The 25,570-nt window shown below is 71.5% G+C and carries 25 protein-coding genes and 1 pseudogene; 11 read left to right on the top strand and 15 right to left on the bottom strand.

The window, feature by feature from the left end; translation table 11 throughout:
* The first annotated feature begins 75 nt into the window (after window positions 1–75).
* Window positions 76–2,628 (top strand): glycosyl hydrolase family 18 protein, encoded by a 2,553-nt coding sequence (locus AB0G50_RS06110; protein ID WP_360102827.1) that lies wholly within the window; start codon window positions 76–78, stop codon window positions 2,626–2,628.
* A 52-nt stretch (window positions 2,629–2,680) separates the two neighbouring features.
* Here the strand turns inward: AB0G50_RS06110 and AB0G50_RS06105 are convergent, their stop codons facing one another.
* A complete protein-coding gene (locus AB0G50_RS06105) occupies window positions 2,681–3,523 on the bottom strand; it encodes an aminodeoxychorismate lyase (protein WP_360102825.1) in 843 nt (280 codons plus the stop codon).
* A gap of 34 nt (window positions 3,524–3,557) precedes the next feature.
* Between AB0G50_RS06105 and AB0G50_RS06100 the strand changes: the two genes are divergently transcribed.
* From AB0G50_RS06100 to AB0G50_RS06080, 5 genes are all read left to right on the top strand, one after another.
* The gene (locus tag AB0G50_RS06100; protein ID WP_360102823.1) at window positions 3,558–3,992 is read left to right on the top strand and encodes a Fur family transcriptional regulator; all 435 of its coding nucleotides are present in this window, start codon (window positions 3,558–3,560) and stop codon (window positions 3,990–3,992) included.
* Window positions 3,989–5,080, top strand: coding sequence for a folate-binding protein (locus tag AB0G50_RS06095; RefSeq protein WP_360102821.1), 1,092 nt, complete (start codon window positions 3,989–3,991; stop codon window positions 5,078–5,080). The genes AB0G50_RS06100 and AB0G50_RS06095 overlap by 4 nt, the downstream gene beginning before the upstream one ends.
* 725 nt (window positions 5,081–5,805) lie before the next feature.
* The gene (locus AB0G50_RS06090; RefSeq protein WP_360102819.1) at window positions 5,806–6,618 is read left to right on the top strand and encodes a 3-keto-5-aminohexanoate cleavage protein; all 813 of its coding nucleotides are present in this window, start codon (window positions 5,806–5,808) and stop codon (window positions 6,616–6,618) included.
* Window positions 6,619–6,678: 60 nt separating this feature from the next.
* On the top strand, window positions 6,679–7,260 hold the full coding sequence (locus AB0G50_RS06085; RefSeq protein WP_360102817.1) for an aerial mycelium formation protein: 582 nt from the start codon (window positions 6,679–6,681) through the stop codon (window positions 7,258–7,260).
* A 94-nt stretch (window positions 7,261–7,354) separates the two neighbouring features.
* A complete protein-coding gene (locus tag AB0G50_RS06080) occupies window positions 7,355–8,527 on the top strand; it encodes an MFS transporter (protein ID WP_360102815.1) in 1,173 nt (390 codons plus the stop codon).
* Here AB0G50_RS06080 and AB0G50_RS06075 read toward each other — a convergent pair.
* Window positions 8,480–9,361: a hypothetical protein gene (locus AB0G50_RS06075; RefSeq protein WP_360102813.1), complete on the bottom strand. Its 882-nt coding sequence runs from the start codon at window positions 9,359–9,361 to the stop codon at window positions 8,480–8,482. The two genes, AB0G50_RS06080 and AB0G50_RS06075, sit on opposite strands and share 48 nt — an antisense overlap.
* Window positions 9,362–9,523: 162 nt before the next feature.
* Between AB0G50_RS06075 and AB0G50_RS06070 the strand changes: the two genes are divergently transcribed.
* Entirely contained in the window at window positions 9,524–9,703 is a 180-nt protein-coding gene (locus AB0G50_RS06070; RefSeq protein ID WP_360102811.1) for a DUF3073 domain-containing protein, read from the top strand.
* 70 nt (window positions 9,704–9,773) lie between these two features.
* On the opposite strand, the gene AB0G50_RS06065 is transcribed toward AB0G50_RS06070, so the two are convergent.
* On the bottom strand, window positions 9,774–10,838 hold the full coding sequence (locus AB0G50_RS06065; RefSeq protein WP_360102809.1) for an NADH:flavin oxidoreductase/NADH oxidase: 1,065 nt from the start codon (window positions 10,836–10,838) through the stop codon (window positions 9,774–9,776).
* A gap of 326 nt (window positions 10,839–11,164) precedes the next feature.
* Here AB0G50_RS06065 and AB0G50_RS06060 point away from each other — a divergent pair, with 326 nt between their 5' ends.
* Both AB0G50_RS06060 and AB0G50_RS06055 read left to right on the top strand, forming a co-directional pair.
* Entirely contained in the window at window positions 11,165–11,875 is a 711-nt protein-coding gene (locus AB0G50_RS06060) for a Crp/Fnr family transcriptional regulator (RefSeq protein ID WP_360102807.1), read from the top strand.
* A 94-nt stretch (window positions 11,876–11,969) separates the two neighbouring features.
* Entirely contained in the window at window positions 11,970–12,803 is an 834-nt protein-coding gene (locus AB0G50_RS06055; protein WP_360102805.1) for a hypothetical protein, read from the top strand.
* A 39-nt stretch (window positions 12,804–12,842) separates the two neighbouring features.
* On the opposite strand, the gene AB0G50_RS06050 is transcribed toward AB0G50_RS06055, so the two are convergent.
* The 8 genes and pseudogenes from AB0G50_RS06050 to AB0G50_RS06015 all read right to left on the bottom strand — a co-directional run bounded on the left by AB0G50_RS06050 (window position 12,843) and on the right by AB0G50_RS06015 (window position 20,784).
* Window positions 12,843–13,715, bottom strand: coding sequence for an aldolase (locus tag AB0G50_RS06050; RefSeq protein WP_360102803.1), 873 nt, complete (start codon window positions 13,713–13,715; stop codon window positions 12,843–12,845).
* 334 nt (window positions 13,716–14,049) lie between these two features.
* Window positions 14,050–14,697 (bottom strand): class I SAM-dependent methyltransferase, encoded by a 648-nt coding sequence (locus AB0G50_RS06045; RefSeq protein WP_360102801.1) that lies wholly within the window; start codon window positions 14,695–14,697, stop codon window positions 14,050–14,052.
* A gap of 10 nt (window positions 14,698–14,707) precedes the next feature.
* Window positions 14,708–15,118: pseudogene (gene arfB, locus AB0G50_RS06040) on the bottom strand (alternative ribosome rescue aminoacyl-tRNA hydrolase ArfB); the annotation flags it as partial.
* 194 nt (window positions 15,119–15,312) lie between these two features.
* The gene (locus AB0G50_RS06035) at window positions 15,313–16,020 is read right to left on the bottom strand and encodes a hypothetical protein (RefSeq protein ID WP_360102799.1); all 708 of its coding nucleotides are present in this window, start codon (window positions 16,018–16,020) and stop codon (window positions 15,313–15,315) included.
* Window positions 16,017–16,514: a SigE family RNA polymerase sigma factor gene (locus AB0G50_RS06030; protein WP_360102797.1), complete on the bottom strand. Its 498-nt coding sequence runs from the start codon at window positions 16,512–16,514 to the stop codon at window positions 16,017–16,019. Before AB0G50_RS06030 ends, AB0G50_RS06035 begins: the two co-directional genes overlap by 4 nt.
* A gap of 819 nt (window positions 16,515–17,333) precedes the next feature.
* The gene (gene purM / locus AB0G50_RS06025; protein ID WP_360102795.1) at window positions 17,334–18,392 is read right to left on the bottom strand and encodes a phosphoribosylformylglycinamidine cyclo-ligase; all 1,059 of its coding nucleotides are present in this window, start codon (window positions 18,390–18,392) and stop codon (window positions 17,334–17,336) included.
* 31 nt (window positions 18,393–18,423) lie between these two features.
* Window positions 18,424–19,947, bottom strand: a complete 1,524-nt coding sequence (purF, locus tag AB0G50_RS06020; protein ID WP_360102793.1) for an amidophosphoribosyltransferase — start codon at window positions 19,945–19,947, stop codon at window positions 18,424–18,426.
* A 105-nt stretch (window positions 19,948–20,052) separates the two neighbouring features.
* Window positions 20,053–20,784 carry a maleylpyruvate isomerase N-terminal domain-containing protein gene (locus AB0G50_RS06015; protein WP_360102791.1) on the bottom strand — a complete coding sequence of 244 codons (732 nt, stop codon included), beginning with the start codon at window positions 20,782–20,784 and terminating at the stop codon, window positions 20,053–20,055.
* 142 nt (window positions 20,785–20,926) lie between these two features.
* On the opposite strand from AB0G50_RS06015, the gene AB0G50_RS06010 reads away from it, so the two are divergent.
* Both AB0G50_RS06010 and AB0G50_RS06005 read left to right on the top strand, forming a co-directional pair.
* Window positions 20,927–21,232 (top strand): hypothetical protein, encoded by a 306-nt coding sequence (locus AB0G50_RS06010; RefSeq protein WP_360102789.1) that lies wholly within the window; start codon window positions 20,927–20,929, stop codon window positions 21,230–21,232.
* Complete coding sequence (locus tag AB0G50_RS06005; RefSeq protein WP_360102787.1) at window positions 21,229–23,226, top strand: alpha/beta hydrolase; 1,998 nt, start codon at window positions 21,229–21,231, stop codon at window positions 23,224–23,226. Before AB0G50_RS06010 ends, AB0G50_RS06005 begins: the two co-directional genes overlap by 4 nt.
* Window positions 23,227–23,230: 4 nt before the next feature.
* Here the strand turns inward: AB0G50_RS06005 and AB0G50_RS06000 are convergent, their stop codons facing one another.
* The 4 genes from AB0G50_RS06000 to AB0G50_RS05985 all read right to left on the bottom strand — a co-directional run bounded on the left by AB0G50_RS06000 (window position 23,231) and on the right by AB0G50_RS05985 (window position 25,453).
* A complete protein-coding gene (locus AB0G50_RS06000) occupies window positions 23,231–23,578 on the bottom strand; it encodes a hypothetical protein (RefSeq protein ID WP_360102785.1) in 348 nt (115 codons plus the stop codon).
* A gap of 25 nt (window positions 23,579–23,603) precedes the next feature.
* Complete coding sequence (locus AB0G50_RS05995; protein WP_360102783.1) at window positions 23,604–23,924, bottom strand: hypothetical protein; 321 nt, start codon at window positions 23,922–23,924, stop codon at window positions 23,604–23,606.
* On the bottom strand, window positions 23,921–24,313 hold the full coding sequence (locus tag AB0G50_RS05990; RefSeq protein WP_360102781.1) for a sterol carrier family protein: 393 nt from the start codon (window positions 24,311–24,313) through the stop codon (window positions 23,921–23,923). Before AB0G50_RS05990 ends, AB0G50_RS05995 begins: the two co-directional genes overlap by 4 nt.
* Before the next feature lie 333 nt (window positions 24,314–24,646).
* The gene (locus AB0G50_RS05985; RefSeq protein ID WP_360102779.1) at window positions 24,647–25,453 is read right to left on the bottom strand and encodes an ESX secretion-associated protein EspG; all 807 of its coding nucleotides are present in this window, start codon (window positions 25,451–25,453) and stop codon (window positions 24,647–24,649) included.
* Window positions 25,454–25,570: the final 117 nt, after the last annotated feature.

Here is a 25,570-nt window from a genome sequence, read left to right as displayed (position 1 = left end):
TCCCGGGCGCACGACCTAGTTTCGTGCTTGGCCGCCGTGGTTCTCGACTGTCCCTGCAATCGAGGAGCACAACCCATGCGCCGACTAGCCATCGCGCTCCTGGCACTATCCGCAGTAACCGCATTCGCCGTGCCGGCTCACGCCGACACGGGGATCACCGCCACGTTCAGCCGGACCGGCAACACGGGCAAGTTCGTCGTCACGAACTCGACGACCAGCGCCCTGACCGGTTGGTCGATCAAGTTCGACCTACCCGCGGGCGTCACCGTCAGCGGGGCGCAGAACGCGTCGACCACCCAATCCGGCACGCGGGTCACGCTCACCCCCGCGTACTACATCAGCACCCTCCAGGCCGGCAAGAACACCGAGCCGTTCAGCCCCACGTTCACGCTCAGCTCGGCGGTCGATCCCACGGCCTGCACGATCAAGGGAGCGAACTGCGACGGCACCGGCGACCCGGCACCACCACCCGCACCCATCACCGCCGACTTCACGCTCTCGGGCACGAGCGCCAAGGTCGTGGTGAACAACAACACCGACGCCACCCTCGCGGACTGGTCCATCACGTTCACGCTGCCCGCGGGCGTCACCGCGAGCAACGCGAACAACGGCACCATCGCGCAGAGCGGCACCACGGTGACGCTGAACCCGGTGCACTACAACAAGTCCGTCGGGGCTCGTAAGTCCACCGAGCCCTACAGCCCGACGTTCACACTCAGCTCGGCGGTCCAACCGGTGACCTGCCGCATCAACAACGTGAACTGCGACGGCACCCCGGACGTCCCGCCGACGGTGCCGGGCAACCTGCGCTCGCCGGTCAAGACGACGAAGACCGTGACGCTCCAGTGGAACGGCTCCTCGCCGGGCTCGCTGCCGGTCGCGAACTACGACGTCTACAACGGCACGACGCTCGCCGCCACGGTCACCACGACCACCGCGACGATCACCGGCCTGACCCCGAACACGGCCTACTCGTTCACCGTGAAGGCCAAGGACACCAAGGGGAACGCCTCCGCGGCGGCCGGTCCGCTCGCCGTCACGACGAACAACCCGGCCGACGACACCCAGGCCCCGACCGCGCCCGCGAACCTCAAGAGCACGGGCAAGGACGCGGGCAGCGTCACGCTGGCGTGGGACGCGTCCACGGACAACAAGGGCGTCGCGAACTACGACGTCTACGTCGGCGGCACCGTGGCGACCACCGTCCTCGGCACCACGGCCACCGTCTCCGGCCTGTCGCCGTCCACCGAGTACTCGTTCTCGGTCAAGGCGCGCGACCTGTACGACAACATCTCCGCGGCCAGCCCGACGGTCAAGGTGTCCACTTCGGACATCGTGAACGGTTACGCGCGGGTGGGCTACTTCGTGCAGTGGGGCATCTACGGCCGGCAGTTCTTCGTGAAGAACCTGGACACCAGTGGCGCCGCGGCGAAGCTGACGCACATCAACTACGCGTTCGGCAACATCGACCCGGTGAACCTGACGTGCCTCCAGGGCGTCACGAAGGGCACGACGGCCAACCCGCAGGACCCGAACCAGGGTGACGGCGCGGGCGACGCGGAAGCCGACTACAGCAGGCCGTTCGCGGCGGCGCAGTCGGTCGACGGCGTCGGCGACACGGGCTGGGAGCCGTTGCGCGGCAACTACAACCAGCTCAAGAAGCTCAAGGCCAAGTACCCGAACCTGAAGGTGCTGATCTCGCTCGGCGGCTGGACGTACTCCAAGTACTTCTCCGACGTGGCGAAGTCCGACGCGTCGCGCAAGAAGTTCGTGGCGTCGTGCATCGACACCTACATCAAGGGCAACCTGCCGACCTACAACGCGGCGGGCGGTCCGGGCACGGCGGCCGGCATCTTCGACGGCATCGACCTCGACTGGGAGTGGCCGGGTGCCGAAGGGCACGCGGGCAACCACATCAGCCCGGACGACAAGCACAACAACACGCTGCTGATCGCGGAGTTCCGCAAGCAGCTGGACGAGCTGACGCAGTCCACGGGCAAGCGGTACCAGATCACCGCCTTCACGCCCGCCGACCGCGGCAAGATCGCCACCGGCTGGGAGCTCGCCGAGGTCGCGAAGTCCATGGACATCTTCAACGTCCAGGGCTACGACTTCCACGGCTCGGGCAGCGACAACTCGTGGGAGCCGAACCGGGTCGGGCACCAGGGCAACCTGTACCCCGACGCGGACGACCCGTACTCCTTCCACTTCAGCGTCGAGGACACGGTGAACGCCTACCTCGAGGCGGGGGTGAGCCCGCGCAAGATCACGGTGGGCCTCGCGTTCTACGGCCGCGGCTGGCAAGGCGTCGCGGACGGCGGGAAGAAGGGCGAGTGGCAGTCGGCGACCGGCGCGGCGCCGGGCCAGTTCGCGGAGGAGGCGGGCACCCGCGGGTACTCGAACCTCATCGCGAGCGTCCCGGGTTGCACGGTGTACCACGACGAAGCGGCGGTCGCGACGTCCTGCTTCACCGGCAACGGCGGCCAGTGGTGGACCTTCGACGACACGTGGTCGATCGGCAAGAAGACCGCGTGGATGAAGCAGAAGGGATTGCTGGGCGCGATGATCTGGGAGATGTCCGGTGACACCGGAACGTTGATGTCGGCAGTGGACGCCGGCCTCAAGTAAGGGGGAAGACCGCCCGCCCCGGGAACTCTCCCCCCGGGGCGGGCGCCTTTCGTCAGTATTCCGATTCGTACAACGCGGAAAGCTGCGCGTGCAGTTCGGTCGAATCGGCGAGCACCTTGCCGTCCAAAGTGTGCACGCGGGTGATCCGGCGAACGCTCGAGGCGAGGAAAACACCGTCCGCGGCGTAGAGCTCGGTGACATCGATTCGCGCGACCTCGATCGTCCACCCGGCACGGGACGCGGCGCGGAACAGCGCGGCCTGCGTGGTTCCCGGCAGGATTCCCAACGCGTCCGGCGGCGTCACGAGCGTTTTCCCGTTCGCCATCACGACCGTCGACGTCGGTCCCTCGAGAACCGATCCGGAGGGCGTGGTGAACACGACCTCCGCGGCGCCCTGGCGTTCCGCCTCGCGCAGCGCGGCCATGTTGACCGCGTAGGACAACGACTTCGCGCCGAGCAGCAGCCACGGCGCCCGGTCCGCCAGACCCGGCTCGACGCCGCGGTCCAGGGTGATGGCCGCCAGGCCGTCCGCGCGCTGGGCCAACGCCTTCGGCGCGACCTCCGAGGCGAGGACGAAGCCGGTCGGCGTGCCGTCGCCGCCGTCGACGCCGCGGGTGAGGACCAGCTTGATCGCGACCTCCCGACCGCCGCGCCAGTGCTCCAGCACCGCGCCGACGGCCCGTTCGTAGGCCGCCCGGTCGGGTGCGGGCAGGTCGAGCATCGACGTCGAGCGGGTCATCCGGTCCAGGTGCGGACCGAGTTCCCTCGGCTTGCCGTCGACGGCGAGAACGGTTTCGAAGACGCCGTCGCCGCGTTGGAGACCCAGGTCGTCGGCCCGGATCACCGGGGCTTCGGGATCGGCGATCGTTCCGTCCAGCAGGGCGAGCACTCGCATACCGTGAGACTACCCACGGCCTACCATCGTCCTCGTGGAGACCGCCGGCGAGCCGAAAGCCCTGCGCAAGACGCTGCACGAGCGCGGGATGCGGATGACGCCCCAGCGCCAGATGGTGCTGGACGCGGTGCGGTCGCTCGGGCACGCGACACCGGAGCAGGTGTGCCGGCACGTGCAGGTCGGGGCGCCGACGGTGAACATCACGACGATCTACCGGACGCTCGACCTGCTCGACCAGCTCGGGCTCGTGCGGCACACGCACCTGGGGCACGGCGCGCCGTCGTACTCGGTGCAGGAGCACGAGCACGTGCACCTGGTGTGCCACCGGTGCGGGCGGGTGGACGAGGTGCCGTGCGCGTTGCTCGGGCCGTTGGGCGGAACACTGGACGCCGAGTACGGGTTCGAACTGGATGCCAGCCACCTCGCGCTGTCCGGCACGTGCCGCGACTGCTTGAAGGAGTCTTCGTGAGTTCTCCGCTGCTGTCCCTCCCGGGTGCGGTCGCGCCGTTCACCGGTGTGCCCGACCAGGGCGTGCCCTGGCACTTCGGCGACCCGTTCGCGGAGCAGCGGGCGGCGGCCCGGTCGGTCGCGGTGTTCGACCGGTCGAACCGGGCGGTCGTCGCGGTCGGTGGCGAGGACCGGTTGACCTGGTTGCACTCGTTGACCAGCCAGCACTTCACCGCGTTGGGCGAGGGCGCGGCGACCGAGGCGCTGATCCTGGACGTGCAGGGGCGGGTGGAGCACCACTTCGTCGTGGCGAACGTCGGCGGGGTGGCGTACCTGGACACCGAGCCGGACCGGGTGGCCGACCTGGTGGCGTACCTCACCAAGATGATCTTCTGGTCGAAGGTGACCGTCGAGGACGTGACGTCCTCCTACGCGGTGCTGACGGTGGTCGGCCCGTCACTCGTAGAATTGTTCAACAAGTCAAACGTAGAACTGCCCCCCAATCCTCACACCGCACAATCCTTCGACGGTGGCGTCGTCCGGCGCGCGACGTGGCCGGGTCAGGACGCGGCGGACCTGCTGGTGCCGCGCGCCGAGCTGACGCGGTGGTGGACGAGGTTCACCGACGCGGGTGCGCGGCCGGCGGGGAGCTGGGCGTTCGAGGCGCTGCGGGTGGAGTCGCTGCACGCGCGGCTGGGCGTGGACACCGACGAGAAGACGATCCCGCACGAGGTGAACTGGGTCGGCGAGGCGGTGCACCTGGACAAGGGGTGCTACCGGGGCCAGGAGACGGTGTCGAAGGTCCACAACGTCGGCCGGCCGCCGCGCCGGATGCTGCTCCTGCACCTGGACGGCTCCCGCGAGGTCCAGCCCGAAACCGGCGACCCGGTCCGCGCCGGCGACCGCGTGGTGGGCCGCGTGGGCAGCGTCGCCCAGCACCACGAACTGGGCCCGATCGCGCTGGCCCTGGTCAAGCGCTCGGTGGACCCGACCCAGGAACTCCTGGCCGGCGCCGAGGACCGAGTCGTCCAGGCCAACGTGGACCCCGACTCGATCCCCCCGGACACCCCCGGCCTCGGCCGCGAGGCAGCCCGCAACCTGGGCCGATAACCCGACGCCCGCCCCGGCCGGCTCGGCGGCTCGGCGGCTCGGCGGCTCGGCGGCTCGGCGGCTCGGACGAGGGTCCAGTGGCACCCTCCATCTCCGGAGCACCCGGTTGGGTGTGGCCGAACTCGACCGGCGGCCGGGGCGGTAGGCACTCCCGGCCGAAGGTTGGGCCGGGACTCGCCCCGTGAACCCCGCACAGTCCCTCGACCGGCGGACAACGCGTTCGACACCCGGCCGCGCCCAGTCGACTCCGCGGCCCGACATGATCGGCTCGTGCCGGCCCGACCTCGCGGCTGCTGAGCTCGATTGGGGTTGTTGGATCGCCCTTTTGTTGAACGATTGTTTTGTTGGATTGTTCTACGATCTGACGAGAAGCTGGCTATGGGTTGTCGGATCGTTGAACAATCCTTGAGTTGAGCGATTCTCGCCGGTGCCTGCCGATGAAGCGCCGGGCGGGTGCGAGCAGAGCGGCGGGAGTGCACTCGCATTCGAACGGTGTGCTCGAGCTGCCGGGGTCGGGGTGGGTGACGCTGATCGGCGAGCAGGTGGGGAGCGGCTGGGCGGGGTCGAGGGGGCGGGGTCGAGGGGGCGGGGTCGAGGGCAGGAGCGGCCGGGTGGGAACCGGTGGGTGGAGGGATTGTGGTGCGGTCGACCTCACGGGATCGCAGCGTGGGGTGTGCCACTATTCGGGCATGTCCCGACCCGGATCTCACGGCACCTTGCTCACCGTGGCCCCCACCGGGGCCGAGCACGCCAAAGGTGATGTGCCGCAGCTTCCCGTCACCCTGGAAGAGCTGGTCACGGCCGCGCGGGAGTGCGAGCAGGTGGGCGCGGCGATGGTGCACGTGCACATCCGGGGCGACGATGCCAAGCCCACTCTCGACCTCAAGCGGCTCCAGGACACCGTGCAGGCGTTGCGGGAGCAGACCGGGCTCGTCGTGCAGCTGTCCACGGGTGGCGCGGTGACCGATCCCGAGGCCGATCGGCTGCGGGTGCTCGACGCACTGCCGGACTCGGCGTCCTGCACGATGGGGACCGTGAACTTCGGCGACGACGTGTTCATGAACCGCTGGGAGTTCGTGGTCGCGCTGCACAAGGGCATGCAGGAACGGCGGATCGTGCCCGAGTACGAGATCTTCGACCTCGGCCAGCTGGCGTCGCTGCGCCGACTGCTCGACAAGCACGGCCGACCCGCCGGGGACAAGGTCCACGTCGACCTCGTGATGGGCGTGCCGGGCGGCATGCCGGGTGACGCCGAAACCCTCGTCGCGGCGCTGCGGCTGCTGCCCGAGGACGCGTCGTTCTCCGCCACGGGCATCGGCCGGTCGTCACTCCCCGTGATGTTGACGGCCCTCGGCGCGGGCGGTCACCTCCGGGTCGGCATGGAGGACACCATCACCTACGCGAAGGGCCAACCCGTCCGCGACAACGCACAACTCGTCGCGAGAGCCGCCGGGTTGGCCAGAATCGCCCAACGACCGCCCCTCTCGCCGGCAGATGCACGTGCACTACTGGGCGTGCGCACTCCGGTACAGGTTTGAAACAACTTTGGAAGCAGGTTTGTGTTGGCGGGCAGGCACGAACTACCTCAGGATGAGTACGTGATCGAGGTGCGTCCCGGCGGACGCCGACGTATCGACCGGGTCCTCGCCCCCTCCTACACGGAGGGTGCCGAGAGGCTTCCGCTCGCCGAGGTGCGCGCGCTGCGCGACGAGGCGGCGCAGGAGGAGACCGACCTGTCGTACCTGCGCCGGCTGCTGCACGCCCGGATCGACATCGTGAAGGCCGAGAAGCTGCGCCGGACGGACGGCGGTGACGCGGTGGTCGACCAGCTCGCGACCATCCTCGCCTCCAACGCGGTGGGCCCGGCGACCGGCCTCGGCCGCTACCAGACGCAGGAGCCCTCGCGGGCGGACGCGCACCAGCGGCACGTCGAGGCGCTGGTCGCGGACGTGGACCTGAGCGACGTGAGCGCGTTGAGCGACGACAAGCTGGACCTGGCGCTGACCGTGTTCGTGAACGAGGAGGCGTCGGTGTCCGGCCGGCGGCGCGAGGTGCAGGCCGTGGTCGACCAGCTGAACGCGGAGATCGCGGGCCGGTACCAGAGCGGCAGCGCGTCGGTCGACGAGCTGCTGGCCGCCGAACGGGGCTGGCCCGCCAACCCCGGCCGCACCAAGGAGTAGCCGCCGGAGCCGTCCGGCCGCAGCTCAGCGCAGGCGTCTCACCAGAATGTGGGAAAAGATTCCCAGATTCTGGTGAGACGCTTAGCTTTGCGTAATGCGTTATCGGTGGGTGGTCCTGGCGGTGGGAGCCCTCGCCCAGGGGGTCAACGCGGCGGTTTTCCTCGGGCTGCCCGCCATCACCCCGCAACTGCGCGAGCACTTCGGGTTGACGTTGCCGCAGGTAGGCGTCCTGCTGGGCGCGGTGAACCTGGGCACGATGGTGGCCCTGGTCCCGTGGGGCGCGGTCGCCGACCGGCGGGGCGAGCGGCTGGTGATGGCCGTCGGCGGGTTCGGCTCGGCGGCGTTCCTGGCGGTCACCGCGCTCGACGGCCCGGTCGTGGCGGGCGTGGCGCTGGTCGGGGTCGGGCTGTTCGGGGCGAGCGTCAACGCGGCGAGCGGCCGGGCGGTCATGAACTGGTTCCCGGCGGACCGGCGCGGGCTCGCGATGGGCATCCGGCAGACCGCGACCCCGCTCGGCGCGGCGCTGACCGCCGCGGTGCTGCCCGTGGTGGCGGTCCACGACGGGGTGCCCGGCGCGTTCCTGGCCCTGGCGGGCGTGACGGCGGCGGTCGCGGTCGCGGTGGCCGTGTGGGTGCGGGAACCGCCGGACGCGGTCCGGTCCCGCCGCGGCCAGGGGCTGTTCGTCAAGGACGCGCGGCTGATCCGGGTGAGCGTGGCGGGCGGTCTGCTGGTGGTGCCGCAGTTCACCGCCGCGACGCTGGCCGTCGAACTGCTGCACGAGCACCGGGGCGTCGCGGCGGGCGTGGCGGCGGGGTTGTTCGCGGTGGCCCAGGTGGTCGGCGGCGCCGGACGGCTCGCGGTGGGCGTGTGGTCGGACCGCGCCCGCAGCCGGCTCGGCCCGCTGCGGATCATCGCGGTGGCCGTGGCCTGCGGTTTCGCCCTGTGCGCCGCGCTGGCGGACGCGGCGCCGGTGTGGCTGCTGGCCGCCGTGCTGATCCCCGCGGCCGCCGCCGCGACGTGCTGGAACGGCCTGGCGCTCACCGCCGCGGGTGAACTCGCACCCGCCGGCCGGTCGGCCACCGCGATGGCCACCCAGAACAGCGTCAACTACCTGGTCGCGACGATCACACCCCCGATCGCGGGCTGGGTGGCCGTCACGATCGGGTGGTCCGCGGCACTGCTCCTGGCCGCCGCGGCGGCCGTGGGCGCACGCCTGCTGCTAACCGTGGCGCTCGCGCCGGGCCAACTCGTCCCAGAACTCCCGTAGCCGCTCGTAGCGCAGGGCGACCTCCTCGGCGTCCCCGCTCTCCAGGGCGTCCACGATCGCGTTCACGTCCTGCGCGGAGGTGTCCTCCAGCAGGTCGGCGTCGTCGATCAGCTGCACGAGGCCGCCGTAGTCCAGCTCGACGGCCGAGTCCGGCGCGAAGTTGTCCAGCCACTTGCCGGTGTCGGACAGGATCCGGGCCGGACCGTCCTCTCCCAGGGACTGGGACACGACGCGCAGCGCGCGGGCGATCCGGCTGCGGGCGTCCGGCATGGACACCCGCCACGAGACCTGCCGCGCGGGGTCGTCGCGCGGTGCCTGCACCACGCGCCTGGTGTCCGGGTCGACCAGGGCGAACCACGGCAGCGGCACGGTCCACGTGGTGGAGATGACGTGCACGGCGCCCCGGTTCAGCTCGGCCATCACCGCGGACGCGCGGGAGCGCACGGCGTCGGACTCCACGGCCAACGCCTCGTCCCGCAGGGGCCCGGTGGACGTGGCGAGGAAGCCGACCAGGGCCGCCGCCGACCGCGCCCGCAGGTCGAGCGGGCACACCAGCGGGCCGGGGCCGACTTCGCCCGGCACCTCGGCCGGGCTGATGGTCATGACGTCGAACGGCGCGTCGGGTGCGACGCTGCCGTCCGACCGCTCTCCTGGCAGGAGGCGGCGGGGCCGGGCGAGCTGTGACCGCAACCACAGCTCCCGTTCCCGCTCACCGACGTCCGCCCGGCTCAACGCCCCTGCTTCCAGGGCTTTCCGCACCTGGTCGGCCAACGGTGCGTCAAGAGCCGACAGCGGTTCGTACACCCTGAGGTAGGCGACGAACGGTCGAGGCACCCGCGCATCCTCCCATGCCGGGAATTGGCGGCACGTCTCACGCCTACCGCGTCGCGGGGAACCCCTTCGACACGGTACGGTAGTTACCAGGAACTAGTTGTCGAGACGAGTGGGGCCGCCGTTCCCCCGGCCGCCCCCGTCCCTGTGCGAGGGGGTCGAGCCATGGGGCGCGGCCGAGCGAAGGCCAAGCAGACGAAGGTGGCGAGGGAGCTGAAGTACAGCTCTCACAACACCGACTTTGACGCCTTGCAACGCGAGCTTTCCGGCGAACCCGAGGCACGCCGTAGCGATGACCGCTACGACGAGCCGTCGGACGACGATTACGACGACTACCGTCGCTGACGCATCCACAAACCCGCTCGAAGGTCGGGCCACCGGTACACCCGGGCGGCCCGACCTTTGACGCGGCTACCTAGAACGCCCTGGCGTACTGCTCGGGCGGAGTCACCTGCGCACCCAGTCGCTTCGCCGCGTGCAGCGGCCAGTAGGGGTCGCGCAGCAGCTCCCGCGCGAGCAGGACCAGGTCGGCCGACCCGTCGGCGAGCACCTGTTCCGCCTGGTGCGCGTCGGTGATGACGCCTACCGCCGCCGTGGGCACGTCCGCCTTGGCCCTCACGGCCGCGGCGTGCGGCACCTGGTAGCCGGGTCCGACCGGGATCTCCGCGTGTGGGACGTTGCCGCCGGTGGACACGTCGATCAGATCCGCGCCCGCGAGCTTCAACGCGGTCGCGAGCTGAACGCTGTCCTCGGTCGTCCAGCCGCCCTCCACCCAGTCGGTGGCCGAGATGCGGACCAGCACCGGCACGTCCTCGCCGACCGCGTCGCGCACCGCCCTGGTCACCTCCAGGGTGAGGCGGGCGCGGTTGTCGAACGTGCCGCCGTAGCCATCGGCGCGGTGGTTGCTGAGCGGGGACAGGAACTCGTGGAGCAGGTAGCCGTGCGCGGCGTGCACCTCGACGACCTCGAAGCCCGCTTCGAGCGCGCGCCGGGCGGCGGCGGCGAAGTCGGCGATGACGCCCGCGATGCCCGCTTCGTCCAGTTCGACCGGTTCGCGGTAGCTCTCCACGAACGCCTCCGGGCTCGGCGCGACCGGCGTCCAGCCGCCCTCGTCGTCCGCCACGCCGCCGTGCCGCTCGTAGAACGGCGGGTAGGTCGACGCCTTGCGACCCGCGTGCGCCAGCTGCACGCCGGGCACCGAGCCCTGCCCGCGGACGAAGTCGGTGACCCTCCGCCACGACGCCACGTGCGCGTCGTCGTACAGGCCGGTGTCCTCGGGTGAGATGCGGCCGACGGCGCTCACCGCCGTGGCCTCGGTCAGCACGAGCCCCGCGCCGCCCACCGCGCGGGAGCCGAGGTGGACCAGGTGCCACTCGTTCGGGTGGCCGTCCACGGCCGAGTACTGGCACATGGGGCTGACCGCGATCCGGTTCGGCAGCGTGACGGAGCGGAGACTCAAGGGGGTGAACAGCAGGCTCACTGTGGGGCTCCAGGGTGGGACGGGTCTTCTTCAGGTCCTTCGCCGGACCTCGACAGGTCCAAGGTCCCGGATCGGACAGCTGTTCCCGGTCGTGACGGGGGTCCCAACGTCCGAGAGCTGCGCAATTCCATTCGATTCGGTATTGCGCGTGCATTCGCACGTGATCTTCAATGAGAGGTGGCTACGCAAAACACCGGACAAGAGAGGGCCAGTTACGCCCATTCGGGTGTACTGTCCGCAGCACGTTCGGGGAGACCATCACTTGCCGCCCGTCGCAGGTCGGCCCAATTCGAGTTCCCGCCGGTCACGACAGTAACAGGACCCACATGCTGCCCATGCCGACCACGCTGACGACACCGGATCCCGGCTGGCCCATCAACAGCCTGCTGGGGCGCCTTCGCGAGAACACCCGACAAGAACTGCTGAGCATCGGAACAGTCGTGCGCTACGCGGCCGACCGCGAGGTCATCGAGCAGGACGCGAAAGACACTCACGTCCTCTTGCTGCTCGACGGCGTCGTGAAGGTGCAGACCACCGACGAGACCGGCGACACCGCACTGCTCGCGATCAGGGTCGCGGGCGACCTCGTCGGGGAGATGGCCGCGCTCGACCAGAAACCACGTTCGGCCACTGTCGTCACGTGCGGTGACGTAGTGGCGAAATTGATCACCAGCGGGGAGTTGATGAGCTTCCTGCACCGCCGCAACGACGTGTTCGTGGAATTGATCGGGATGATCAACGACCGGTTGCGGTGGGCGAACCAGCGCCGGCGCGATTTCCTGTCCCACCCGGCCGCCGAACGGGTGGCGCGGGTGCTCGCCGAATTGGTGCAGACGTACGGCCGCGAAGAGGCGGCCGGATGGACGCTGGGAATTCCGCTGACGAAGGTCGAACTCGCCTCCATCGCCGGGATGAAGCCCCGGACCGCGGAGAAGGCGTTCTCCGATCTGCGGAAAGCGGGTGTCGTGGTGAGCCACCTGCGCCGCGACGTGCTGGTGCCCGACCTGGAGGGCCTGAGGAAATTCGCGGGGTTCTGACCGGATCCCGCACTTCTACGGGTTTTCGGCGGAAGCCGTACTCCACAGTGACCGTGCGCGGTCACTATTCCGGACAGTCGAGAGGTCGGAGTCCATGAGTTCTGCCAACGTCCGGCGCAGTCTGCTGGTCTGCTGCGACCTGAGGAGCTACGGCTCGGCGGACGACCAGCTCCAGCGGGAGCTCCAGGAGCTGCTCGTGCGGAGCCTGGACCGCGCGGGCGCGTCCGCCGGCCTCGACCGCACGCAGTGGACCCGACAGGCCAAGGGCGACGAGGAGTGGGCGGTGCTGCCGCCGCACACGCCGGAGCGCGTCGTGGTCGACGACTACGTGCGCGCGCTGGACGCCGAGCTGTCGTCGGTCAACCAGTGGCGGGTGCCCGAGGCCAAGGTCCGGATGCGGGTGGCCATGCACCACGGGATGGTCATGGACGGCGCGAACGGGTTCCCCGGCAAGGACTCCGTGTTGGTGAGCCGGTTGCTGAACAGCAAGCCGGCCCACCAGGCGCTCGAGCAGGTGCCGTCGGCCGACCTGGTGCTGGTGCTGTCGGAGTTCCTGTACGACTCGCTGGTCGAGCCGGGGCACACCACGTTGCGGGCGAAGTCGTTCCGGCGGGTCGAGGTGGCGGAGAAGACGTTCACCGGTCACGGCTGGATGTGGATCCCGCACGGTGACGTGCACGGGCTCGACCTGAGCCCGGGCACCCCCGCGCCGTCGGTGCCACCGGTTCCGCCGGCGGCCGCGGAACCGGCGCCGGGGTCGGTGAACCAGAGCGCGGTGGCGCACGGCGGGTCCACGGTCGTGCAAGCCGGGCGGGACGCGACCATGCCGACCCAGCGGGCCGACCTGATCCAGAACTTCGAGCGCAACGACCAGCGCGGGTCGTACTTCGGACCGGTGACCCGGGCCCGGGGCAACGACCCGGAGTGAGCCCCCGGGTGGCGTCACCGCGACGCCGCCCGGTTCCGCTCAGCGCGACTCGGCCAGCAGCCGGGTCGCGTCGTCGACCGCGCCCGCGACGTCGTCGTCGGGCGGGTAGAGCAGCGAGCGACCGATGACGAGACCGCGGACGGTGGGGTGGCGCAGGGTGGCGCTCCAGGCGGCCGGGTCGTCGGACGGGCCGCCCATGACGAGGGTGGGCAGCGTGGTGGCGTCCAGCACCTCGTCGGGCGCGACCGGGAGCTTGAGCCAGGTGTAGGCGGAGGTGGAGCCGAGGCCGGCCGCGACACCGGCGGCTCGGGCCAGTGCCCGCGGGTCCTTGTCGAGGACGAGGCCGCCCGGGTCGCGCAGGTAGGGCAGGGGTTCGACCATCGCGGGCAGGGCGTGCTCGGCGAGCGCGGACACGGCGGCGGCGCAGCTCTCCAGGGTGGGGACGGTGCCGGGGTCGGAGTCCACGAGGCGGAGCAGCATCTTGCCGCCGTCGAGGCCGTTGGCGGCGATGGCGGACGGGTCGTAGGCGGTGAAGCGGTCGTCGATCTCCCAGTCGGCGCCGGCGAGGCCGCCGCGGTTCATGGAGCCGATCACGACGCGGTCGTCCAGGCCGTGCAGCAGGAGCAGTTCCTCGATGACGTCCGGTGTGCCCAGCACGCCGTCGACCTCGGGGTTGTCCAGCGCGACCAGCACGCGCTCCAGCAACGACCGCCGGTCGGCCATCGCGAGCGGGCCACCACCGCCGCCGCCGAGCGCGCCGCGGGCCGGGTGGTCGGCGGCGACGAGCACCAGCGTGCCCTTCGCCGACAGCATCCCGAGCCGCTTCCGCCGACCCTGGTACGCCCGTCGCACCGCGCCCGGATCGGTCGCCCTCGTGTTCAACAACCGCCACCACCGGTCGTCATCGATCACTGCGGCCTCCGCCCTCGTTGGACATTTCCCATGTGGGATCGTTCTACAATCGGACGATCCTCTTGTCGGGCAATTCCCGCCTCAGGAGTGTTACCCACGGCGGACCACCGGCACCCGTCCGAACGGGGGTGGGCGGCGTTCGGCGGCGCTTGCGACACGACCGGCGCGGTGGAGCCGGTCGCGGCGTTGGAGGCTCGGGGGCTTGGTGTGTCAGGGCTTGGCGTGTCCGGGCTTCGGCGTTCGGCGTTCGGCGTTCGCTTGGCGAGGTGCGGGAGGCGTGGCAAATGGCGCGGGAGTCCTTGGTGGAAGGTGGTTTCCCACCATCCACAGTGGACTAGTCCGGCTTGCGGACGAGTACGCAGCCCTGAGGCGCGGACACCCCGCCGTGGGGCTCGCGGACCGCCGTCGTGTGCGGTTCGAAGCCGGCCGCGACGAGTTGCGCCACCACGTCGTGCGGTTGGAGGCGGTACACGTCCAGCTCGATGTCGTGCCCGTAGCCCTGGCGCAGCCGCCGGACGACGTCACCGACGTGGAACGCCAGCAGCAGGTGGCCGCCGGGCGCCAGGACCCGGTGGAACTCCGCGTACACCGCCGGGTGGTGCTCCCACGGCACGTGGATCACCGAGTACCAGGCCAGAACCCCGCCCAGCGACCCGTCGGGCACGGCGAGGTCGAGCATGGAGCCGACCTCGAAGTCGACGTCGGGGTGGTCGTGCCGGGCCACGTCGAGCATCCCCGGCGACAGGTCGACGCCGAACACGTCGACCCCGAGTCCGCGCAGGAAACCGGTGATCCGGCCCGTTCCGCAGCCGACGTCGGCGACGCGGCCCGTCACCAGGTCCGCGAACAACCCCAGCACGTGCCGGTCGAACGGGTTGCCGGCGAGGTCGTCGCGCAACAGGTCCCCGTAGGACACGGCGACCTTGTCGTACGCGGTCCGCGCGGTGGTCAGGAAATCGGGTTCGGTGGAGTGCCGGGTCACACCGGGGAACCTAGTCCCACCCGCCGCGCCTGCCCTGCTTCGTCCGGGCGCGTCGCTTCTTCTCCTCGATCCGCCGTTCCTGCGAACCCCTGGTGGGCTTGGTCGGACGACGGACGGGAGGTGGCGCGGCCGCCGCGTCGCGCAGCAGCCTGGCGAGCCTTTCCCTTGCCGCGGCACGGTTCTGCAACTGCGCGCGGTGCTCGGAGGCGGTCACCGTGAGCACGCCGTCGACCAGTCGGCCCGCGAGCCTGCCGACCATCCTGGCGCGCAACCACTCCGGCACCGACGGCGAGGACGCCAGGTCGAACGACAGCTCCACCCGGCTGTCCGCGGTGTTCACACCCTGCCCGCCCGGGCCGGACGACCGGGAGAAGCGCTCGCGCAACTCGGACGCCGGCACGACCAGCGTCCGAGTCACCACCAGGTCCTCGGCCATGCCGCCGAGATTAGTGGACCGACCCCGGCGAAGTCGCCGGCTTTGTCGACTGCCCGGCGGTGCCGTGCGCGTGGATCCGGTGCACCCGCAGTCGCGATCCGGCGTGCCACCACGCTCCGGCTCCGGCAGGTACGCGGTCCGGCGCACCAGCACGGCGCGGCGTCCGTGTCCGGAAGTCGTCAGAAACCGACGACCAGTCCGGGAAGCGTCGCGATGCGCGCCAGTTCCTCCCAGGTCAGGGGCCTGCGGTCGCGGTCGCTGTCGAGCATGACCGCGACCGACGTGCCGCCCGACTCCACCCACACCTGGAGCATTGGGCCGCCGGTGAACACGGTCACCTCGCGCCCCTCGAACTCCTTGGTCTCACAAGGCTTTTCATCGACCCGGTGAACCGCGTCGCAGGTGTCGCGGCCGGCGGCGGTCACGTAGATCCGGAGCGCGCCGCGCCCGGTCGGTCCGTCCACCTCGCTGAACGACAGGTAGTGGTCGGGGAACACCTTGAACTCGAACGGCTTCGGCGCGCCGCCCGGCGCGGGCGAGGCGACCAGTCCCGGCGGCAGCAGGGGTTGCGCCGCCAGCACCCGGCCGAGTTCGGCGGCGTGCGCGGCGTTGAACGGCTTGGCGGAGTCGGGCGACAGCCCGGACGGCTGCACGGACGACGGGACCAGTCGGAGCGTGGTGGGCGGGCTCGCGGTGTCCTGGCCCGCGGTCGCACCGCGCAGCACGGGAACACCGACCGCCGTGACCGCCACCAGCACGAACGCCGCGGTCAACCCCCGGCGCAGGTGTCGGCGGCGGCGGCCGGACCTCCTGATCGCGGCCCGGTCGACGGTCAGGGGCGGCTCGTCCTGGAACGCGGTGGCGAGGACGTCGCGGATGTCGGTCACAGCTGCTCCTCCAGGTGCGTCCGGCCGAGGAGTTCCCGCAGTGCGGCCAAACCCTTGGCGGACTGGCTCTTCACGGTCCCCTCGGTGTTGCCGAGCAACCGCGCCGTCTCCGCGACGCTCAGGTCTTCCCAGTACCGCAGCACGACCACCGCCCGCTGGCCCGCCGGCAGCCTGGCCAGGGCGGCGCGCACGTCGAGGTCGGCCGCCGCGTCGGACGTGGTGTCGCCCGCCCCGCCGACCTCGGGCAGCGCCGCGACCGCCGTCTCCCGCCGCCACGGGCGCCGTGACTCGTCGATCGCGGCCCGCACGAGCACCTTGCGCGCGTAGGCGTCCACGGAGCCGTCGCGGTGGATGCGGGGCCAGGCGGCGTACAGCTTGGTCAGCGCGGTCTGCACCAGGTCCTCGGCGCGGTGCCAGTCGCCGCACAGCAGGTAGGCGGTGCGGCGCAGCACGCGTGCGCGGGCGTCGACGTACGCGTCGAACTCACGGTCCACGGAAACCCCCCTTCGGGTCACGGGGCTATACGGAACGACCCCGCCGCCCGGTTGCCTCGCCCCGAATCCCCCGATCGTGGCGTCCACACCGGCCGTGACTCCGCTAGCATGTTGTGTGCAGGCAACAGACGGAGCGAGTGAGCTCCGCACAGCGATGTGCGGGGCGAATGTCCTTGTGCGGCAGGGAGAACACGACCAACCCGGGTCGCGGTGCCCGCCGCCGGACCACTGGGGGAACGGCACGATCGGTGCCCACCGAGCGCGGTGGTGGGGCGCGGTCAGTTGTAGGGCGCGGGCGGGTGCCTGGGGCGCGGGCGGTGGCCGGGCATGGGCGGTGGCCGGGCGCGGCCAGTGGCGTGCCGCCCACCGGCAGCGGGGCGCGGCAGGTGGGCAGCACGCGGGCTGCGCATCGGGCGCGGGCGGCAGTGGGACGCGGGCGGTGGGACGCGGGCGGCGGGCAGGGCCGCGGGCGGGTGCCTGAGGCGCGGACGATGCATGACGCCTGCGTACCGAAGCCTCCGGCACAACGGCCCTTTGGGCTTTGGGCTTTGGGCTTTGGGCTTTGGGCTTTGGGCTTTGGGCTTTGGGCTTTGGGCTTTGGGCTTTGGGCGGAGCGTGCCCTGCGCGCGGGCCTCGAGCCACGCGTCCGTCGCGCATCGGTCGTGGCGGCATCGGTCGTGGCGGCATCGGTCGTGGCGGCATCGGTCGTGGCGGCACCGCGCTCCACCCGGAGCGCGGTGCACCCGACACGGCATGACCGAGCCTCGGATCGGGGCTCGAAAAAGGAGTTCTCGGAAAGGAGTTCTCAGTGCGACAGGATCAGAACCGGGGGTGGTCGCCGGCCAGGGCGGTCGGGGCGTCCGACTTGGTGACCTCGCCCAGCACCCACGCCGGGACGTGGCGGGCGGTCAGGACGGCGAGCGCGCGGTCCACGTCCTCCGGCGAGACGACGGCGACCATGCCGACGCCCATGTTGAAGGCGCGTTCCATCTCCTCGCGCTCGACCCGGCCGCGCTGGGCGATGAGCGCGAACACCGGCTGCGGGGTCCACGAGCCGCGGTCCAGGCGTGCCGACAGGCCGGCCGGCAGGACCCGGGCCAGGTTCGCGGCCAGGCCGCCGCCGGTGACGTGGGCGAAGGTCCGCACCTCGGCCTCGGCGGCCAGCGCCAGGCAGTCCTTGGCGTAGATGCGGGTCGGCTCCAGCAGTTCCTCGCCGAGCGTGCGGCCGAACTCCTCCACGTGCCCGGAGAGGGGCATGCGGGCGAGCTCCAGCAGCACGTGCCTGGCCAGCGAGTAGCCGTTGGAGTGCAGGCCCGACGAACCCAGGGCGATCACGACGTCGCCGTGTCGCACGCGGTCCGGGCCGAGCATGGCCGAGGCCTCGACCACGCCGACGCCGGTGCCGGAGATGTCGTAGTCGTCGTCACCCATCAGTCCGGGGTGCTCCGCGGTCTCACCGCCGAGGAGCGCGCACCCCGCCAGCACACAACCCTCGGAGATGCCCTTGACCAATGCCGCGATCTTGTCCGGCACCACGCGCCCGACGGCGATGTAGTCCTGCATGAACAGCGGTTCGGCGCCGCAGACGACCAGGTCGTCCACGACCATGGCGACCAGGTCGTGCCCGATGGTGTCGTGCTTGTCCAACGCCTGCGCGATCGCGATCTTCGTGCCGACGCCGTCCGTCGACGACGCCAGCACGGGTTCCTTCCAGCGGTCGAGCCGGAGCTGGAACAGGCCGGCGAAGCCGCCGATGCCACCGAGCACCTCGGGCCGGGTCGCCTTGGCGGCCCACGGCTTGAGCTTCTCCACCGCCTCGTCGCCGGCTTCGATGCTGACACCGGCGGACGCGTAGGTGGGCTTGGCGCTGTCGGTCACACTGGCTCCATCGTCAGAAGTCACACGGGGTTCAGGGGCGCTGAAGGGCGTCCTCGGCACCGTACCCGTTCGTCAGGACGGGGGTGGCCGAGCCCGACACGCCCCGGATGCCCTCCAGGAGGTGCTTGCCGATCAGCGCGTCCTCGGGGAGCGGGATCGGGTAGTCGCCGTCGAAGCAGGCGCAGCACAGCCGCGTCCTGGGCTGCTCGCTGGCCGCGATCAGCTCCTCCAGGGACACGTAGCCGAGGGAGTCGGCGCCGACCGAGCGCCGGATGCCGTCGGTGTCCAGTCCGTTCGCGATCAACTCGGCACGGGAGGCGAAGTCGATGCCGTAGAAGCAGGGCCACTTGACGGGCGGCGAGGCGATCCGCACGTGCACCTCGACCGCGCCGGCCTCGCGCAGCATGCGCACCAGGGCGCGCTGCGTGTTGCCGCGCACGATCGAATCGTCCACGACCACGAGGCGCTTGCCGCGGATGACGTCGCGCAGCGGGTTCAGCTTGAGCCTGATGCCGAGTTGGCGGATGGTCTGCGAGGGCTGGATGAACGTGCGGCCCACGTAGGCGTTCTTGACCAGGCCGGACCCGTACGGGATGCCGGACGCCTGGGCGTAGCCGATCGCGGCGGGCGTGCCGGACTCCGGCACCGGGATGACCAGGTCCGCCTCCACCGGCTGCTCGACCGCGAGCCGGCGGCCGATCTCCACCCGGGTGGCGTGCACCGAGCGGCCGGCGATGGTGGTGTCCGGGCGGGCCAGGTAGACGTACTCGAAGATGCAGCCCTTGGGCTCGGGGTTGGCGAACCGCGACGACCGGAGGCCGTTCTCGTCGATCGCGATCAGCTCGCCGGGCTCGACCTCGCGGACGAACGACGCGCCGACGATGTCCAGCGCGGCCGTCTCGCTCGCGACGACCCAGCCGCGCTCCAGCCGGCCCAGCACCAGCGGCCGGACGCCCTGGGGGTCGCGGGCCGCGTACAGGGTCGACTCGTCGGAGAACGTCAGGCAGAACGCGCCGCGCAGCGTCGGCAGCAGCTCCAGCGCGGCCTGCTCGATGCCGCGGTCGGCGGCGGTGGCCGCCAGCAGGCCGCAGATCAGGTCGGAGTCGGTGGTGGCGCCGTGCGAGGTGTCCACGCCCAGCTCGCGGGCGCGCACCAGCAGTTCGGCGGTGTTGACCAGGTTGCCGTTGTGGCCGAGCGACAACCCGGAGCCGGCGGCCGTGGTGCGGAACGTGGGCTGCGCGTTCTCCCACGTCGTGGAGCCGGTCGTGGAGTAGCGGCAGTGGCCGACGGCGACGTGGCCGCGCAACGACTGGAGGACCTGCTCGTCGAACACCTGCGAGACGAGGCCGAGGTCCTTGAAGACGACGACCTGGCTGCCGTCGCCGACGGAAATGCCCGCCGCCTCCTGGCCGCGGTGCTGGAGGGCGTAGAGGCCGTAGTAGGAGAGTTTGGCGACGTCTTCACCCGGCGCCCACACGCCGAAGACTCCGCACTCCTCCCGGGGTTCGCTTTCTTCGGTGTCGTTGCGGCCGGCGTTGGACTGGTCGGTGACCACCGAGTGCTCCCTAGCGACGAAGGCGGGCTGCACCTCCGAGTGTAAGGCGAACGGAGGGTGAACCACCCCCATCGGCACCCGTGCGACGTGACGAAAGGCACCCTTTCAGTCCAGTCGGAGCACGCTCAGCACGTCCCGGTCGCCGACGGCCTTCAGCGGGAGCCTTCCCCACAACCTGTAGTGCACGAGCTGTGCCTCTCCGGTCACCGTCGCGTCGGCCTCCTCGCCCGGCCACGCGGCGCGCACCTCGGGCACCACCTCGGGCGCGAACGTCACCACCCACGACTCCGGCACGTCGGTCAGCGCCACGAGCGCGGTGCCCTTCACCGTCGGCGGCACGTCGGTCGCGTACTTGGCCGCGAGCAACGTGGTCAGGGCCTCGTCGACGCCGTCGACCGCGAACTCCGCGTCACCGACCACGAGCTGCCGCAACGCCGCCTGCGCGTCCCACCGCCGCAGGTCGAGTTCGTGCGCGAGCCGCCGGTGCCACACCCAGGCCAGGTCCGGCGCGGCCGGGGAGAACGTCCAGGTCGCGCGGTTGCCCGGCACCGCGGGCAGGATCTCGGCCGCCTTGGCCAGCTGCGCGTCGAGGTACTCCAGCGGGTTGCCGCCGGCGGGCGGCGGTGGCAGCCGCAGCTGCACCGGGCTGCCGGTGCGCAGGTACTCCAGCGACGTCTCCAGGAACCGGCCCACGTGCAGCACCAGCTCGGTGAACGTCCACCCCGGGCAGCTCGGCACCTTCGCCCGCGGGTCGGCCTGGCCGACCGCGGCCCGGAACATGCCCGCCTGCTCGGTGAAGACGTCCGTCCACCGCTGGGTGGTCCAACCTCCTGGCACGGCTCACTCCCTGGGTCTCGCGGCTGGTCTCGCGGCTCATGGTGCCGCACTTCGGGTCGGCGAATCCGGCGGAACCGCCCGGTCCCGCCCGACGTCGCAGTATGCGGACCGGCGGCACGGAGGGTGGGCAACTGTGTTCGGTGTGCGACCAGAGACGCTGCGCGCGGCGTCGAAGGAGTTCGAGGACGGCGCGGACGCGACCGGTGACGGCGCCGACCTGATCTCCATGCTCAGGCTGGACGCGGGCGCGCTCGGTCAGGTTCCCGCCGCGGCCGAGTTCGTGGACGCGCTGGCCCGGTGGGCGGGCGAGCAGTCCGACGACCTGCGGCGCGGCGCGGCCTGGTACCGGGACGCGGGCGCGGGCCTCGCCGAGAACGCCGAGTCCTACCAGCGGGCCGAGGACGCCACGACCCAGTCGTTCCGGTCGTTCGACGGCGGTGCGGCGTGATCGACCCCGAGGAGCTGTACGGCCGGCTGGCGGCGGGCGACGCGGGTCGGGTGGCCGCGGCGGCCGATCCCATCAGCGGCGCGTTGAGCGCGGTCGAGCGGGCGGGCACGGCGGTGTCGTCGGGCGGCGGCACGGCGTCCTCCGCGTGGCGGGGCTCGTCGGCGAGCAGGTTCGGCGCGCGGGCCGAGTTGTCCTCGCGCGCCGCGGTCGTCGCGGGTCAGCGGCTGGGCGTCGGTGTCGACGTGGTGCAGGCGGCCTCGCGGGCGTACGCGCAGATGCGCGGCGCGGCGGACTCGATCATCGACGTGTGGCGAAGCCGGTCGCCGATGCTGGACGAGGTGCAGACCCGGGACCTCGCGACGCGGGTGAACTCCGCGCTGGACAACGTGAAGTCGGGGTACGAGGGCGTGCTGCGGCAGTACGCGTCGGCGCTGTCCCGGGTGAAGCCCGGCTTCGCGGAGACCGCGGGCAAGGACGCCGGGTGGACGTCGGCGGTCGAGGCGCTGCGCACGTCGGCGACCGTGCCCGGACCGGGTTCGGACCCGAAGCAGGTCGCGGCGTGGTGGAAGTCGCTGACCAAGGACCAGCAGGACGAGTTGCTGCGCACCAGGTTCCAGGAGCTGGGGCAGTTGCGCGGGCTGCCGTCCGGTGTGCTGGACCAGGCGAACCGGGCGCGGATCATGGACGACGCCGCGCGGTTCCCGGCCCGGCGCGACGAGTTGGACGCCGCGTTGGCCGCGCGCGCCCGGGAACTGGGGCTGGACCCGGCCACCTCGGCCGGGCAGACCGCGCTGCTCAACGACCCGCGGTACGCGTCGCTGATGGACGAGCGGCAGGAGGTCGCGCGCAAGGCCGAGAACGCCGAGAAGGCCGCGGGCAGCGTGCGCTCGGCGGAGAAGCTGGCCGAGGCCAAGGGCTGGTCGAAGGACGACGTGCGGGTGCTGGCGTACGACCCGTACGGGCCGCGCGGCGACGGCGGGATGGCCATCGCGTACGGCGATCCGGACACCGCGAAGAACCTCGCCGTGTGCGTGCCGGGCACCGGGTCGACGCTGGACGCGTTCTCCATCGACCAGGCGGCCAACCTGCGCGAGCAGATGGGCGCGGGCGGCAACGCGACCGTGCAGTGGCTCGGGTACGACGCGCCTGGCTGGGCCGTCGGCGAGGTGGACAACCCGGCGCAGGCCCGCGAGGGCGGGCAGAACCTGGTGGCCGACGTCGACGGGTACCGGGCGGCGGCCGAGGCGGCCGGGAATCGGCAGCACCTCACCGTGATCGGCCACTCGTACGGGTCAACCACGGTCGGGTATGCCGGGATGAACGGGTTGGCGGCGGACGACATCGCGTTCGTCGGGTCGCCCGGTGTCGGCGCGTCGAACGTGGACCAGCTGTCGGCGGGCGCCGGGCACGTGTACGTCGGCGCGACCGAGCACGACCCGGTGGTGCAGGGGACGTCGTCGGACTGGTTCACCCAGGACGGGTCCTCGGTCGGTCCCTACGACCCGCGGTTCGGGGCGCGGACGTTCGGCACGCCGGACGGGACGTCGCTGCTCGGTGCGCACTCGCAGTACTACGCGCCGGGCTCGGAGTCGGTGCAGAACCTGGCGCGGATCGCGACCGGCGACGGCGGGTCCGTGACCTCGCAGAAGTGGTACGACTCGCCGCTCGGGCCGGCGCTCCCGGGGTCGGACCTGCCCGTGGTCGGGCCGGTGCTGGACTCGGTGAGCGGCACCGTCGCCGGTGCCGCGGACCTGGTGGGCGACGTCGCGGGCGGGTTGTGGGACGCGGGCGGCGACGCCGTGCACGGGCGGTGGTCCGAGGCCGGCACCGGGTTGCTGAACACCGGGCGGGAGTTGTTGAACGACGCGGGCGACGTCGTGCTGGGCGGGCTCGGCGACGCGATCGAGTTCGGTCGGGACGCGGTCGAACTCGGCCAGGACGTGGTCGAGGGCGCCGGGAGGCTGTGGGACCGGACCGTCGGGTCGTGGTTCTGAGGCCTTAAGACCGTGACACGCAGTGCGTGACCTCGGTCTGCACACCCTTCTGGTCGAACCCGCTGTCATCCGACTGGTTGACGTGGCACTGGACGCGGTCGCCGACCTTGACCCCGGTCGGGAGCTGGTCGAGGTCGGCCCGCTGGGTGCGGACGATTTCGAGCAGGTCCCGCTCGTCCGCGACGTCCTGGTCGATCTCGAGGTTGACGTAGGCGGGCTCGGTGCGCCCCATCGACTCCGACTCCGGGTTGACCGCGGTGACCCGGAAGGCCAACTCCCCCGAGTACGCGCCGCCGCCGCACGCGGTGAGCAGCACGCCCGTTGCCAGCACCAGCCCCAGCACCCTCATCACCCACCCGACTGTAGTGGGGAGGGGGTCAGCGGCGGTGGCAGTTGGTGATCGTCGTGACGATGCCGTCGTCGTCGCGCTGGGTGACCTTGCAGGTGACCGCGTCACCCGGGACGACGTCCTCGGCGAACGCGGACAGCTCGGTGCTGCGGGTGTCGAGCCGGTCGAGGGCGCCGGGGGCCGGGTCCTGGTCGAGCGCGATCTCGGCGGTGGCGGGGTGCTGGTCGCCGGACTTCGACTGGTAGCCGGGGTTGATCCGGGTGACCTTGAACTGCACGTCGGCCGCCCATTCGGTGGTGCCGCACGAGGCCAGCAGCAAGGCCGCCGCCACCACTCCGAGAATTCTCACCGGTCACCCTCCGTGAACCGCACCACCGGGAGGAGGTGCGCCAGATCCGCCCGGCTGCCGGACGCCGACACCCGTCCGCCGTCGACCGCGTCCTGCCAGGACAGCGAGCCGACGGCCAGTTCCAACCACGTCCGCGCGTCGGTCTCGACCACGTTGGGCGGCGTGCCCCGGGTGTGCCGGGGTCCGGCGACGCACTGGACGGCGGCGAACGGCGGCACCCGCACCTCGACGCTCCGCCCGGGCGCGACCTGCTCCAACGTCCGCAGGCTCAACTTCACCGCCAACCCCACCACCGCCCGCGCCGGCTGCTCGCCCTCTCCGCCCAACCAGGGCAGAACCTCGGCCACCGCCGCGCGAAGTTCATGCGGATCAACACCTCGGGACACCACGGCGAGAGGCTAGCGCCACCCGCAACCCCTTCCTCCGCCCCCTCCGGTCAAATCGTTCAACAAGTGAGTTGTTCAACAAGGGACTTGTTCAACGATTGGTTTGTTCAACAATCCGACAATCCAACGACAGAGACGCGAACGGGAAGAAAGCCCGCGGCAAAGAGGCGGCCGGCGGCTGGGCGCGCCAAGGATCGGGCGAGCCGACCGGGCCTCGACCCGGCCGCGTCGTTCCGGCCGCGTCGTCCTGGCTGCGGCGTCTTGGCGATCGGCGTTGCCGCAGCGCTGGTTGACACGTGGGATTGTTGATGCGTGGGATTGTTGAACGATTCTACGTTAGGGCTTGGCGGCGCGGGAGGCTTCGGTCAGGAGTTCGTCCACCTGGTGGGCCAGGCGGCGGGTGTCGGTCGGGGTGAAGGTGCTCCACGGGACCGAGCCCGGGGAGGTTCGGCGTTGTTGCAGGTAGCGGCCGTCCTCGGTGTCGAAGAAGGCCACCACGCGGTCCGGGCGGCAGCGTTTGCCGTAGCGGTCGCGGGCGGCGGCGCCGAAGTTGCCCGTGTTCACCAGGCCCGTGAACATCTTGACCAGGGTGGTCGCGTCCTCCTGCCGCACGCCGTGCGAGCGGAACGAGGCCTCGAGGCTCTTGGGTGAGCCGTCCGAATTCTCGACCGCCGCCTCCAGGTCCGCGCTCGGCATCGTCACCGAGTGGCCGGTGCCCGCCGGGTGCGCCGGAAGCGTGCTCAGCACCGCCGACGGCAGGCCACTGCCCGCCGCGCGCCGGAACGTCAGCTCGTCGCCGATCTTCGTGACGACGGCGCCGTGGTCGCCGTTCGCCGCCGCCAGCACCCGGATGCTGCGCCCCACCCACACCCGGCCGTCGACCTCGCGCTCCGGCCGGGAGAACAACCGCAGCAGGTGGTCCAGCTCCGGGTGCAGGCCCCTCGGCCCGCCCAGCCCGCGCTGCCCCAACCCGGCCCACACGCGGCGTTCCAGGTCGGCGCGCTCGGCGTGTGTCCGGCCCGGCGAGGACACCTTGATCACCAACGGCATCCGACCGAGGTCGAGTCGTTCCCACACGACGTCGAACTCCTCGGCGGAGAGCGTGATCGGCTCCCGCTCCGCCTGCCCCCCGAAAATCGTCAACGTCCCGCTCCCCGACTGCGCCTGGACCCGCCTCGACCGAGGCGGGAAAAGCCGAACCCGTGGGGGACGCGGACGTCCCCCACGGGCGAATTCCACCACCGGCGACACCCGCCGGCA

It is taken from the genome of Actinosynnema sp. NPDC020468 (assembly GCF_040642015.1).
Taxonomy (GTDB): Bacteria; Actinomycetota; Actinomycetes; order Mycobacteriales; family Pseudonocardiaceae; genus Actinosynnema.
This window is presented reverse-complemented; position numbering and strand designations above follow the sequence as displayed.